This window comes from Streptomyces sp. NPDC091416, assembly GCF_044756845.1.
In the GTDB taxonomy this organism is placed as follows: Bacteria; Actinomycetota; Actinomycetes; order Streptomycetales; family Streptomycetaceae; genus Streptomyces.
On record NZ_JBIVTU010000002.1, the window covers coordinates 52,236 to 65,100 of the forward strand.

Sequence of the window (12,865 nt, forward strand, 5' to 3'; positions counted from 1 at the left end):
TGATCTCACCATTCAGACCTGAGTTGCAAATAACGGGAAATGGTTGCGCTCAACGCTATCCGATCCCGAATCTGCTCTCAGCACCCCGTCCGGCGTCCCACACCCTGCCGGGCGCCGGACGGGTGTGATGGATGCGCGAGAAAGGCCCCCCATGTTGAAGTACGTACTGGACATCGTCGACCTCCTCGACGATCCCCAGGCCAGTGGCAAGACGGTCGTCGAGTACCTCGACTCCGTGGCTGGGGCCGAGGGCTCGTCCGCGGAGGTCACCACGGTCGCCGGTGAGCGGGGCTCGACGGACTTCGTGATGGTCCGCATCCCCGGCTCCCGGGGACGTACGGCCGGAGGCGACGCCCGCACCCTGGGCGTCGTCGGCCGGCTCGGCGGCATCGGTGCCCGGCCCGAGGTGACCGGCCTGGTCTCCGACGCCGACGGTGCGGTCTCGGCCGTCGCCACCGCCGCCAAGCTGCTCGACATGCGCCGCCGCGGCGATGTGCTGCCCGGCGATGTGATCGTCGCCACCCACATCTGCCCGGACGCGCCGACCGAGCCGCACGACCCGGTACCGTTCATGGGCTCGCCCGTGGACATCGCCACCATGAACCGGCACGAGGTGACCGATGAGATGGAGGCCGTGCTCTCCATCGACACCACCAAGGGCAACCGGATCATCAACCACAAGGGCCTCGCCCTGTCGCCCACCGTCAAAGAGGGCTGGGTGCTCCGCGTCAGCGAGCAGCTGGGCGAGCTGCTGGCCGTGGTGACCGGTGAGCCGTTGGTCACGTACCCCGTGACCACTCAGGACATCACCCCGTACGGTAATGGGGCACACCACATCAATTCGATCCTCCAGCCCGCCACCGCGACGGCCGCTCCCGTCATCGGCCTGGCCATCACGTCGGCCGCCGCGGTGCCGGGCTGCGGTACCGGCGCGAGTCACGAGAGCGACATCGCGTCCGCCGCCCGCTACGCCGTGGAGGTCGCCAAGGCCTACGGCGGCGGCCACCTGGACTTCCACGACGCGGTGGAGTTCGACAACCTCGTCAACCGCTACGGGTCGCTGGCTCACCTGCAGACCTTCGGCCGCACCCCCCAGGAGTCCTGATGGCAGCCGCCCCGCAGGCCGACGCCGTGGTCCACGAGACCAAGGCCATCGGCAGCGACGACTACTCGCTCTCGCGCGTCCCGCGCGACAAGCGGTTCGGCTTCTGGTCCATGCTGCTCCAGTGGCTGGCCCAGTCCGGTTCGATCTCGCAGTTCACGCTGGGCGCCACCATCGGCGTCGGCATGACCTTCGGCGACGCCTTCCTCGCCTTCACGCTCGGTGCGGTGATCCTGGAGATCGTGATCTTCGCGATCGGCCTGGCCGGCATGCGCGAGGGTCTCGCGACCCCGATGCTGACCCGCTGGGTGGGCTTCGGCCGCAACGGCTCCGCACTGGTCAGCTTCGTGATCGCGGTCAGCCTCGTCGGCTGGTTCGGCGTCCAGAACACGATCTTCGGCAACAGCGTCTCGGCGCTGGTCGGCGGGCCGTCCTGGATGTGGTGCGTGTTCGCCGGGATCGCCATCACCGCCCTGGTGATCTTCGGCTTCAAGTACATGGCGAACTTCGCGAAGGTCGTCACCCCGCTCTTCTTCGCGATGGTCGCCTGGTCCGTCGTCACCACGCTCAACGACCACTCGTTCAGCGACCTGATCCACTCGCCGCCGCCGGGCGAAACGATTCCGCTGGCCGTCGCCGCCACCGCCATCGCGGGTGGCTACATGACGGGCGCGATCGTCTCCCCGGAGATGACCCGCTACAACAAGCGGGGCTCGCACGTCTTCCTGCAGAGCGCCTCGTCGATGATCCTGTCCGAGTACATCGTCGGCCTGACCGGTGTGCTGCTCGGCCACCTGGTCAAGAGCAACGAGGTCTCGCACATCGTGCTCTCCACCTCCGGTGCCTTCGGCGTGATCGTGGTCCTGATGTCCACCGCCAAGATCAACGACTGGAACCTGTACGGCTCCTCGCTCGGCGTCGTCAACTTCTTCCAGGTCGTCTTCGGCAAGCGCGTCCACCGCGGCGCCGTCACGATCGTCCTCGGCATCGCGGGCACGCTCCTGTCCGCGGTCGGGATCATGACCCACTTCACCGAGTTCCTCACGATCCTCGGCGTCGCGATCCCGCCGATCGGCGGCATCATCGTGGCCGAGTACTGGGTCGTGAAGAAGATGCGCAAGCCGCTGGACGACACCCGCGAGTCCGAGACCCTGCCGAAGACCTCGCCGACCTGGGTCCCGATGTCGATCGTCATCTGGATCGTGGCCTTCTGCGTCGGCAAGTTCTACGACGGCGGCATCCCGGCCCTGAACTCGCTGGCCACCGCGTTCGTCCTGTACAGCGTCCTCGGCCTGCTGGGCTGGGTGAAGCCGTACGGCACCTCCACCCTGGACGACGAGGACGGCGAGGCCGCCGCCGCCCCCGCCGCCCGCACCACCACCTCCGTGGGAGCAGCATGAGCACCGTCCCCGGCCCCGCCGCACCCCTGGTCCCCGCCTCCGACGAGGCCCAGGCGGAAGTCATCGACCTCTGCGCCGAGCTGATCCGCTTCGACACCTCCAACCCCACGAGCAACGAGCGCGCGAGCGCCGAGTGGGTGGTGGGCCGCCTCGCCGAGGCCGGCATCGCCTCGGAGCTCATCGAGTCGGCGCCGGGCCGCGCCAGCGTCATCGCCCGGATCGCGGGCCGCGATCCGGAGCGCGGCGCCCTCATGGTCCACGGCCATCTGGACGTGGTCCCGGCGGACGCCTCCGAGTGGCAGGTTCCGCCGTTCTCCGGCGAGATCCGGGACGGCTACCTCTGGGGCCGCGGCGCGATCGACATGAAGGACACGGTGGCCGTCATGCTGGCCACCGCCCGCCACTTCGCCCGCACCGGCACGCAGCCCTCCCGGGACCTCGTCCTGGCCTTCCTCGCCGACGAGGAGGCGGGCGGCAAGTTCGGCGCCCACTGGCTGGTCGAGCACCGCCCGGACCTGTTCGCCGGGGTCACCGAGGCGATCGGGGAGGGCGGCGGGTTCTCCTTCGCCCTCGACGACACCCGTCGCCTCTACCCGATCGAGAACGCCCAGCGCGGCATGGCCTGGATGGAGCTCACCGCGACCGGCCGGGCGGGCCACGGCTCGTCCCCCAACGACGAGAACGCGGTCACCGACCTCGCCGAGTCGCTGACCCGGATCGGCCGCGAGACCTTCCCGATCCGGCTGATCGAGCCGGTCCGCGCGCTGCTGGAGGAGGCCGCCCGCCTCTACGGCGTGGAGTTCGACGAGAACGACATCGAGGGCAGCCTCGCGAAGCTCGGCCCGGTCTCCGACTTCATGCAGGTGGTCCTCCGCAACTCGGCGAACCCCACCATGTTCAACGCCGGCTACCAGACCAACGTGATCCCGGGGAAGGCGACCGCCCGCGTCGACGGCCGCTTCCTGCCCGGCCACGAGCAGGAGCTGATCGACACGATCGACAGGCTGCTGCTGCCCTCGGTCAGCCGGGAGTGGGTCAACCACGACATCGCGATGGAGACCACGTTCGACGGCCCGCTCGTCGACGCCATGTGCGACGCGGTACGCGCCGAGGACCCGGACGGCCACCCGGTGCCGTACTGCAACCCCGGCGGCACGGACGCCAAGGCCTTCACGCACCTGGGCATCCGCTGCTTCGGCTTCAAGGGCCTGAAGCTGCCGCACGACCTGGACTACGGCCGGCTCTTCCACGGCGTGGACGAGCGCGTCCCGCTGGAGGGCCTGCGCTTCGGGGTCCGCGTCATGACCCGGCTCTGGCAGAGCTGCTGAACCGTCGTCCCTCACCGCACACCCCCGCCGACCACGTCGACGGGGGTGTGCGGCACGATGGGGCGCCGTCGAAACGACCCGTCCCACCAGGAGGAACCCGTGGCCGCCGAGCCCAAGCCGGAGATTCTCGCCGCGTTCCAGGCCGCCAAGGGCTTCATGCCGGTGGTCGAGGGACTCGCGCTGTACGCCGCCGCCGCCGAGGCGGCCGCGCTCGGTCTGCCGCTGCTGGAGGTGGGCACGTACTGCGGGCGCTCCACCATCCTGCTCGCCGACGCGGCGCGCGCGGCGGGCGTGACGGCGCTCACCGTCGACCACCACCGGGGCAGCGAGGAGCAGCAGCCCGGCTGGGAGTACCACGACCCGACGGTGGTGGACCCCGAGGTGGGCCGGATGGACACGCTGCCCACGTTCCGCCGGACGCTGCACGCGGCCGGTCTGGAGGACCACGTGGTGGCGCTCGTCGGGCGCTCCCCGCAGGTCGCGGCCGTCTGGGGCGGCCGGCTCGGCCTGGTCTTCATCGACGGCGGCCACACGGACGAGCACGCGAACGGCGACTACGAGGGCTGGGCCCCGCAGGTCGCCGAGGGCGGGCTGCTGGTGATCCACGACGTGTTCCCGGACCCGGCGCACGGTGGCCAGGCCCCGTACCGGGTGTATCTGCGGGCGCTGGCGTCGGGGGCGTTCACCGAGATCTCCGTCACGGACTCGCTCCGGGTGCTGCGACGGACCGGGGCCGGAATCTGAGCGCTCCGGACCGCCCGGCAGGCTCGCCGAGCGCGCCGCGGCGGGCATCCGGGCGCTCCGCACACCGCGGCAGGCCCACCGAGCGCGCCGGAACGGGAATCCGAGCGCCCCGGACACCGCGCGGGCTCCCGGATAGCATCGCCGGGTGCGTCACGACGAGAGTGCTCCCCCCACCCCCCGCCGTCCCGGGCCGGCCGCCGCGGCGGCGCTGACCGTGCTGTGTCTGGGCATCGGCGTCTCCGGCTGCGGCGGCGAGAGCGGCGCGCAGGCGCAGCCCGGGCAGGGCGGCGCCCCGGTCCCCTCCTCGGCGACCGCGTCCGCCGCGGCCTCCCCGGCGACGCCGTCACCGGCGCGGACGAGCCCGGCCCCGTCGAGGAAGCCCGCATCGCCCTCGCCGTCCACGCCGGCGGCCTCATCCGGGCCGCTGTCCGGGAAGACGGTCGTCATCGATCCGGGGCACAATCCGAACAACCACCTCCACACCGCCGAGATCAACCGCCAGGTGGACATCGGCACCACGCACAAGGAATGCGACACCACCGGCACGTCCACCAACTCCGGTTACGCGGAAGCCCGGTTCACGCTCGACGTCTCGCACCGGCTGCGGGCCCTGCTCCAGGCTCAGGGCGCGAAGGTGGTCCTGACGTACGACGACGACCGGGCGTTCGGGCCCTGTGTCGACGAGCGGGCCCGGATCGGCAACAAGGCCGGGGCCGACGCGGTCGTCTCCGTCCACGCGGACGGTTCGGCGGCGGGGAACCGCGGCTTCCATGTGATTCTCCCCGCATCCGTGCGCGGCGGTGGCGCGGACACCTCGAAGATCGTGGGTCCCTCGCGCGATCTGGGCACCCGGATCGCCGGGCTCTTCGTACGCGCTACCGGAAGTGCGCCTTCCAATTACATCGGCGGCAATACCGGCCTGGACACCCGCAAGGATCTCGGCGGGCTTAATTTGTCGACCGTGCCCAAAGTCTTCATCGAATGCGGCAATATGCGTGATCCGAAGGACGCCGCCCTGCTCACCAGCGCGGGCTGGCGCCAGAAGGCGGCCCAGGGCATCGCGGACGGCATCAGCAGCTACCTCATGGAGTAGCGGCCGACGGCATCAGCAGCTACCCCAACGGGTAGTAAGAGGTGGTTCTGCGCTGAATTCGGGAGGATGCCCGCCCAAGGACCGGGCAGGAACACAACCCGCCCGGGCAGACGATAGATTCATCCGTACGATGGGGGGCCGCTCCCGAGCTTCGCGCCGTACCCGCCGTACCGGTGGCGGCGACGACCGCCCCGACGAGACGACCGACTAAGGACCTTCACGTGAATATCCGCTCCCTCACTCGAGGCGATGGCGTGGTGATCGGAGCAGCGGTCGTGCTGTTCATCGCCTCTTTCCTGGACTACTTCGACTACGGAAGCACCAGCGTCGACGCACCGAACTCCTGGGACTCCCTGGGCAACGCGATCGGTGTCTACATGGTCGGCGTGATCGGCGCGGCACTGATCGTGCTGTCCCGTTCGCAGCCGCAGCCGCGCAAGGTCGTCGGTCTCGACCTGGCCCAGTTCGGTGTCGCCGCCACGGTGTTCACCGCATGGAGCCTCTTCTGGACGATCATCGACCTCGGCCAGATCGACGCCGGCGCCGGACTGATCCTCGGCCTGATCTCCTCGCTCGCGCTGGCCGCGGGCGCGGTCGCCTCGCCGCTGCTCCCGGCCCTCAAGGCCCCGCTGGCGGGCGCCCCGAAGCCGCAGGCCGTGCAGCCGCCGTACGGTGGCCAGCCCGGCCAGCCCGGCCAGGGCTACGGCTACCCGGGTGCCCAGCAGCAGCCGTACGGTGGCCAGCCGCAGGGCCAGGCCCCGGCGTACGGCGGTCAGCCGCAGCCCGGTCAGCCCGACCCGCAGCAGGCCCAGGCCCCCGCCCAGCAGGCGGCGCCCGCCGGTGACTTCACCCCGTTCTGGTTCGCGGTGCCGGTGGCCCGTCCGCTGTACGACGAGGACGGTTCGCCGTCCCCGATCGCCGAACTGGCGCCGGGAACCTGGTACCTCGCGGTCGAGCAGCGCGGTCCGGGCCTCATCGCCCAGACGCAGGACGGCCGTCGCGGTGTGCTCCAGGACACCACGGGCATCCAGCGCGGCTGACGCCGAGGCGCGCACGCACCACGCATCAACGACAGCGGCCCCCCGCCCCTTCCGGGCGGGGGGCCGCTGTCGTACCCTCCGACTACATCTGATGCATCGTCAGAAACATGCGGAGGCGGCGGAATGCGGCTCGGACTCGCTCTCGGATACTGGGGCCGCGGCCCGAACCCGGCCCATCTGGACCTCGCCCGCGAGGCGGAGGAGCTGGGTTACGCCTCGGTCTGGACGGCGGAGGCCTGGGGGTCGGACGCCTTCACCCCGCTGACCTGGATCGCCGCCCACACCTCCCGTATCCGGCTGGGCACCGCCATCGCGCAGATGGCCGCCCGCACCCCGACCGCGACCGCGATGCACGCCCTGACCCTGGACCACCTCTCCGGCGGCCGGATGATGCTCGGCCTCGGGCTGTCCGGCCCCCAGGTCGTGGAGGGCTGGTACGGGCGGCCCTTCCCCCGCAGCCCGCTGACCGCGACCCGCGAGTACGTCGACGTGGTGCGCCAGGTCCTGCGCCGCGAGGCACCCGTCGCCCTGGACGGGCGGTTCCACTCCCATCCGTACAACGGCCCCGACGCCACCGGACTGGGCAAGCCGCTGAAGCCGATCACGCATCCGCTGCGCGCCGGGCTTCCGGTGCTGCTGGGCGCGGAGGGGCCGAAGAACATCGCCCAGACGACCCGGATCGCGGACGGCTGGCTGCCCCTGTACTGGTCGCCGATGCGCACCGACGTGTACGAGGCGTCGTTGAGCGGCCTGCCCGAGGGGTTCATGATCGCGCCGATGGCCCGGGCGCACGTCTGCGACGACGTCGCGGAGGGCCTGCTGCCGGTGAAGGCGATGCTCGGCTTCTACATCGGCGGCATGGGCGCCGCTGCCCGCAACTTCCACGCGGACCTGATGGCGCGGATGGGCTTCGAGGAGGAGGCCCGGCGGATCCAGCAACTGTTCCTGGACGGGCGCAAACAGGAGGCGGTGCTGGCCGTGCCGGACGCGTTCGCCGACGAGATCTCCCTGGTCGGGCCGCGCGAACGCATCGCGGAGCGGCTGGAGTTGTGGCGCAAGGGCCCGGTCACCGACCTGCTGGTGACGGCACCGGACCCTCACACCCTGCGCGTGCTCGCAGAACTCAACCAGTAGCCGGCGCGACCGCTACCGCTTGGCGGCGACGAATCCCCACTGGTCGACCGGCTCACCGACGACGGGCTCCTCGGGACGCCACAGGCTGATCGAGCCGAAGCCCGGCTCCACCAGATCGAGTCCGTCCGCGAAGGTCGCCATGATCTCCTTGGGCCGCGAGATGTACGGCATGGCGCCGCCACTGGCGTACTCCTCGGACCCGGCCTCGGTCTCGGGCGTCCCGATGGTGTCGCACTGCATCAGATAACTGCCCGCGGGCAGTTCGTCCAGGTAGCTGTGGAGCAGCGCCGCTGCCTCGTCCGAATCCGCGACGTGGCCCAGCGTCGAGAGCACCATCACGGCGACCGGCTTGTCGAGGTCCAGCGTCCGCGAGGCCTCGCGCAGCACCGTCCTGGCGTCCCTCAGGTCCGCGTGCACATAGTCCGTAGCCCCTTCGGGCCGGCTGGTCAGCAGGGCGCGCGCGTGCGCCAGGACGATCGGGTCGTGGTCCACGTACACGATGCGCGCCGCCGGCTCGACCTCCTGGGCGACCTCGTGCGTCGCGTTCGCCGTCGGCAGGCCGGTGCCGAGATCCAGGAACTGCCGTATCCCCGCCTCACCGGCCAGATAGCGCACCGCTCGCGCCTGGAACGCCCGGGAGGCCCGCGCTATGTCGATGATCTGCGGGTACAGCTCTTCCATCGTCGCCCCGAGCCGGCGGTCCACCTCGTAGTTGTCCTTGCCGCCCAGCCAGTAGTTCCACACCCGCGCCGAATGCGGCGTGCCCGTGTCGATCCCGTACACCGGCGTCGGGGTGCCTTGCTCGTCAGTCATCGGCCCTCATCAAGTCGCACATCACGTTGCGCGCACGACCCCCGTACCGCGCACGCCCATGCTGACTCACCAGCACCATCCGCACCAGCCCGGCAGGAGGACAACTGCCGTACGTGACCCCGGCGTCGAGGGGGTTGCGGCCCCGGGACGCAGGAGGTGATCGGGACCTCCGGCGCTGTGCGGACCGGCCCGGTTCGGGGGTTCCGAGGCGCTGGCGGGAACCCGCCAGGGCAGTTATCCGCCAGCCCCGCGGCCGCGTTCTCGCGATCCGCTCGCCCGACACTCTTCCCAGCGCTCGGGTGCCACCCCTGCATCTGACGCATCAATGAGGAGAGAGCAACGATGACAAGAGGTACCGCGCGACACGGCGCGGCCCTGCTGTCGGCTGGGCTGGCGTTCGCGCTTCTGCCCATGGCCGGCGCGTCCGCCGCGCCGACCGCGCCGAGCGCCGCGCCCGCCCCGGACACCAAGGCCGCCCACGCCGCCCACACGGTGACGCTGGTGACCGGCGACAAGGTGACCGTCACGGACATCGGCGGCGGTCAGCAGACCATCGACGTCAAGCGGCCCCGAGGTGTGGAAGGACTCGTCCGCACCGAGGTCACCGACGGACGGATCAGCGTCATACCCGACGAGGTCCTCCCCTACCTGGCCTCCGGCAAGCTCGACCGGCGCCTCTTCGACGTCACGGGCCTGCTGGAGCAGGGCCTCGCCGACACGAGCGCCGACGCGACCCCGCTGATCGTCACCTACGGAGGCAAGGCCGCCCGCACCGCGGCCGCCGCGCCCCGGGGCGCCGAGCGCACCCGCAAGCTGGGTTCCATCGGCGGCGCCGCGCTCGACGCCGGCAAGGGCCGTACGTTCTGGAACGGCCTGACCACCGGGGCCGGTTTCTCCGACGGCATCGGCAAGGTGTGGCTCGACGGTCGCGTCAAGGCCGACATGGAGGAGTCCAACGCCCAGATCGGTACCCCGAAGGCGTGGGAGGCCGGGCTCACCGGCAAGGGTGTGAAGGTCGCGGTCCTCGACACGGGGTACGACACCACACACCCCGACCTCGCCTCGCGCGTCACCGAGTCGAAGTCGTTCATCTCGGGCCAGGAGGTCGCCGACCGGGCAGGCCACGGTACGCACGTCACCTCCACGGTCGGCGGATCGGGCGCCGCCTCCGACGGCAGGGAGAAGGGCGTCGCCCCCGACGCCACGCTCGCCGTCGGCAAGGTCCTCTCCGACGAGGGCTACGGCGAGGAGTCGGAGATCATCGCCGGCATGGAGTGGGCCGCCAAGGACATCAAGGCCAAGGTCATCTCGATGTCGCTCGGCTCCGACTCCGGCGGCGACGGCACCGACCCGATGTCCGTCGCCGTCAACACCCTCTCCCAGGAGACCGGCGCGCTCTTCGTGATCGCGGCGGGCAACGCCTACAGCCCCGGCACGATCGGCTCGCCCGGCGCCGCCGACTCCGCCCTCACGGTCGGCGCGGTGAACTCGGACGACCGGCGCGCCGCCTTCTCCAGCCAGGGCCCGCGCCTCGGCGACAACGCCCTCAAGCCGGACGTCTCGGCGCCCGGCGTGGACATCCTCGCGGCCCGTTCCTCGCTGGTGGAGGGCTCGGGCTCGTACACCACCATGAGCGGCACCTCGATGGCGACGCCGCACGTGGCGGGCCTGGCCGCGCTGCTGGCGCAGCAGCACCCGGACTGGACGGGGCAGCAGCTCAAGGACGCCCTCATGTCGTCCTCGAAGCAGCTCGACGCCTCCGCCTACGCGATCGGCGCGGGCCGCGTCTCGGTGCCCGACGCGATCGCCGCGCAGGTCACCGCGACGGGCAGCGTCGACCTCGGCATGTACGGCTGGCCGTACGAGAACAACGAGCCCGTCACCAGGACGCTCACGTACGCCAACGCCTCGGACACCGCCGTGGAGCTGGACCTCGCCGTGCAGGGCGGCACCACCGGTCTCGCCACGCTCGCCGCCTCCCGGCTGACCGTGCCCGCGCACGGCACCGCCTCCACCACCGTGACGGGCGACGGAGCCAAGGGTGCCGTCGGCACCAACTCCGGTCGGATCGTGGCCACCTCGGGCGGTACGACCGTCGCGCACACCGCGTTCGGCCTGGTGAAGGAGGAGGAGCGCTACACGCTCACCGTCCACGTCAAGGACCGGGACGGCAAGCCGACCGCCGCCAGGCTGGCCTACAAGCAGCTCGTGAAGGACTCCCAGTCGGAGGCCGCCGTCGTCGACGACTCCGGCACGGTCGAACTGCGTCTGAAGCCGGGCAGCTACTACCTGAACTCGTTCCTCGACGTACGCGGCACCCACGGCAAGGACTCCCTCGGCCTCGGCTACCTCGCCAGTCCGGGCATCACGCTCGACGGCGACCGTGAGATCACCCTCGACGGCCGCACGCTGCGCGAGGTCGGCACCCGTGTCGCCAAGGACACCGAGCCGCACCAGACGGTGATCCAGTACGACCGCAACACCGGCGGCACCGACATGTTCGGCATGGTCCTCATGCCCATCAAGTACGACAGCCTGCTCGCCGCACCGACCGAGAAGGTCAAGGACGGCACGTACGCCTTCCGCACGACCTGGCGCGAAGGACAGCCGCAGGTCGCCACCAAGGGCGTCGAGGAGACGTGGAACCAGCCCGGCTCCACCCTCATCGAGGGCCGCAGTCGCCTGGATCTCGTCAATGCCGGTGCCGGCGCTCCCGCCGACTACGCGGGCAAGCACGTCAAGGGCAAGGCCGCCCTCGTGCACGTCGACGGCACGCTCACCCCGGCGCAGATCGCCCAGGCCGCCCAGGACGCGGGCGCCAAGGCGCTGTTCGTCACGGACGACGCCCCGGGCCGTCTCAATGTGAGCTTCTACCACGAGGACGGCACCGCACGTCCGCTCCAGATCACGAGTGTCGACGCCGCCGACTACGCCCGGCTGCTGACCATGGAGCGCAAGGGCAAGCGCGTCGAGTCGACCGGAACCCCCGGCGCCGAACTCGACTACGTGTACGACCTGTCGAAGGGGTACAAGGAGGCGATCCCGGACCGGAACCTGCTCTTCGAGCCGCGCGCCTCGCAGCTCGCCACCGTCGACACCACGTTCTACGGCAACAAGAAGGCCGCGGGCTCCGAGTACCGCTACTCGATCGATCCCTCCTTCACCGCGGCGGGCGGATTCCAGGAGAACCGCGTGCTCCCGGGCCACCGCACCGACTACGTGTCCGTCGAGGACGGCCAGCAGTGGCACGAGTCCGTCAACCTCGGCGAGAGCCTGGAGCAGCGCAGCGGTCGCGTGACCTACCGCGCGGGCAAGCACACCGAGCTCGAGTGGTTCAAGCCGGTCTGGCACCCCTACGGTGGCACCGGTCTCGGCTGGGGCCAGCAGCGACAGGGCAACACCCTGCGGTTCAACATCCCCGGCTGGGGTGACGGCGGCCCCGACCACACCGGCTTCGGAGACCCGTACAGCAGCACCGCCGGCATGAAGCAGTACACCGAGGCCTGGGTGGACGGCGAGAGCGCGGGCCGCAAGGTCGGCAGCGCCGCCCAGTTCGGCGTCAACGACGGCTCCGAGCTGCCGTTCAAGGTCGCCACGGACACCGCGCTCGACCCGAAGGTGTGGGGCATCGGCACCACCTCCCACAGCGAGTGGACGTTCAGGTCGGCGGCCACGCCGGTCGGCGCGTACACGTTCCTGCCGCTGATCAACCTCGACTACGACGTGGACACGGACCTCGCCGGCACGGTGCGTGCGGGCAGGAACCTGCCGATCGGTCTGTCCGCCGAGTACGTCAAGGGCGCGGCCGGTACCGGCACCATCGGCGGCGGCACCCTCCAGGTGTCGTACGACGACGGCAAGACCTGGAAGTCCGTGAAGCTGAAGGGTTCGGGCGCCTCGTGGAAGGGCACGTTGAGCATCCCGCGCAACGCGGCCTCGGTCTCGCTGAAGGCGGGTGCCAAGGACGACAAGGGCGGCACCGTCGGCCAGGAGATCATCCAGGCCGTGGCCGTGCGACAGCCGTAGCACCCCTCCGAGGAGAGGTCTGAGGGCCGGGGCCGGCGCGGAGCGACTCCGTGCCGGCCCCGGCGCTTCGCTCCGGGAATCGGCGGCCTCGCGAACCGTGGAGCGGCGCTCCTCGCAACGCGCCGGACCGCTCTGCGGCGGACCGCCCGCCTGCCGGAAGACCGGAGGGAAGGCCGTTGCCACCG

9 protein-coding genes are annotated in these 12,865 nt (G+C 71.0%); 8 read left to right on the forward strand and 1 reads right to left on the reverse strand.

Annotated features, from left to right (window positions below; translation table 11 throughout):
- The first annotated feature begins 151 nt into the window (after positions 1-151).
- The 7 genes from ACIQMX_RS07190 to ACIQMX_RS07220 all read left to right on the forward strand — a co-directional run bounded on the left by ACIQMX_RS07190 (position 152) and on the right by ACIQMX_RS07220 (position 7,841).
- Positions 152-1,105 (forward strand): DUF1177 domain-containing protein, encoded by a 954-nt coding sequence (locus tag ACIQMX_RS07190; protein ID WP_363074705.1) that lies wholly within the window; start codon positions 152-154, stop codon positions 1,103-1,105.
- Positions 1,105-2,502 carry a cytosine permease gene (locus ACIQMX_RS07195; protein WP_363074703.1) on the forward strand — a complete coding sequence of 466 codons (1,398 nt, stop codon included), beginning with the start codon at positions 1,105-1,107 and terminating at the stop codon, positions 2,500-2,502. The genes ACIQMX_RS07190 and ACIQMX_RS07195 overlap by 1 nt, the downstream gene beginning before the upstream one ends.
- Positions 2,499-3,830, forward strand: a complete 1,332-nt coding sequence (locus ACIQMX_RS07200; protein ID WP_363074701.1) for a M20/M25/M40 family metallo-hydrolase — start codon at positions 2,499-2,501, stop codon at positions 3,828-3,830. The genes ACIQMX_RS07195 and ACIQMX_RS07200 overlap by 4 nt, the downstream gene beginning before the upstream one ends.
- 57 nt (positions 3,831-3,887) lie before the next feature.
- On the forward strand, positions 3,888-4,574 hold the full coding sequence (locus tag ACIQMX_RS07205) for a class I SAM-dependent methyltransferase (protein ID WP_402475653.1): 687 nt from the start codon (positions 3,888-3,890) through the stop codon (positions 4,572-4,574).
- Between the two features lie 145 nt (positions 4,575-4,719).
- Positions 4,720-5,667 (forward strand): N-acetylmuramoyl-L-alanine amidase, encoded by a 948-nt coding sequence (locus tag ACIQMX_RS07210; protein WP_402475655.1) that lies wholly within the window; start codon positions 4,720-4,722, stop codon positions 5,665-5,667.
- Between the two features lie 254 nt (positions 5,668-5,921).
- A complete protein-coding gene (locus ACIQMX_RS07215) occupies positions 5,922-6,707 on the forward strand; it encodes a hypothetical protein (RefSeq protein WP_402475657.1) in 786 nt (261 codons plus the stop codon).
- Positions 6,708-6,830: 123 nt separating this feature from the next.
- Positions 6,831-7,841: an LLM class F420-dependent oxidoreductase gene (locus tag ACIQMX_RS07220; protein ID WP_402475658.1), complete on the forward strand. Its 1,011-nt coding sequence runs from the start codon at positions 6,831-6,833 to the stop codon at positions 7,839-7,841.
- A gap of 12 nt (positions 7,842-7,853) precedes the next feature.
- Here ACIQMX_RS07220 and ACIQMX_RS07225 read toward each other — a convergent pair whose 3' ends face one another.
- Positions 7,854-8,654: an SAM-dependent methyltransferase gene (locus ACIQMX_RS07225; RefSeq protein WP_363074693.1), complete on the reverse strand. Its 801-nt coding sequence runs from the start codon at positions 8,652-8,654 to the stop codon at positions 7,854-7,856.
- Positions 8,655-8,996: 342 nt separating this feature from the next.
- Between ACIQMX_RS07225 and ACIQMX_RS07230 the strand changes: the two genes are divergently transcribed.
- On the forward strand, positions 8,997-12,680 hold the full coding sequence (locus ACIQMX_RS07230) for a S8 family serine peptidase (RefSeq protein WP_402475661.1): 3,684 nt from the start codon (positions 8,997-8,999) through the stop codon (positions 12,678-12,680).
- The last annotated feature ends 185 nt before the right edge of the window (positions 12,681-12,865 follow it).

What these genes read in the sequence shown, in the direction of transcription:
- ACIQMX_RS07190 (WP_363074705.1), top strand. Translation starts at nt 152, where the DNA reads ATGTTGAAGTACGTACTGGACATCGTCGACCTCCTCGACGATCCCCAG.
- ACIQMX_RS07195 (WP_363074703.1), top strand. Translation starts at nt 1,105, where the DNA reads ATGGCAGCCGCCCCGCAGGCCGACGCCGTGGTCCACGAGACCAAGGCC.
- ACIQMX_RS07200 (WP_363074701.1), top strand. Translation starts at nt 2,499, where the DNA reads ATGAGCACCGTCCCCGGCCCCGCCGCACCCCTGGTCCCCGCCTCCGAC.
- ACIQMX_RS07205 (WP_402475653.1), top strand. Translation starts at nt 3,888, where the DNA reads ATGGGGCGCCGTCGAAACGACCCGTCCCACCAGGAGGAACCCGTGGCC.
- ACIQMX_RS07220 (WP_402475658.1), top strand. Translation starts at nt 6,831, where the DNA reads ATGCGGCTCGGACTCGCTCTCGGATACTGGGGCCGCGGCCCGAACCCG.
- ACIQMX_RS07225 (WP_363074693.1), bottom strand. Translation starts at nt 8,654, where the DNA reads ATGACTGACGAGCAAGGCACCCCGACGCCGGTGTACGGGATCGACACG.
- ACIQMX_RS07230 (WP_402475661.1), top strand. Translation starts at nt 8,997, where the DNA reads ATGACAAGAGGTACCGCGCGACACGGCGCGGCCCTGCTGTCGGCTGGG.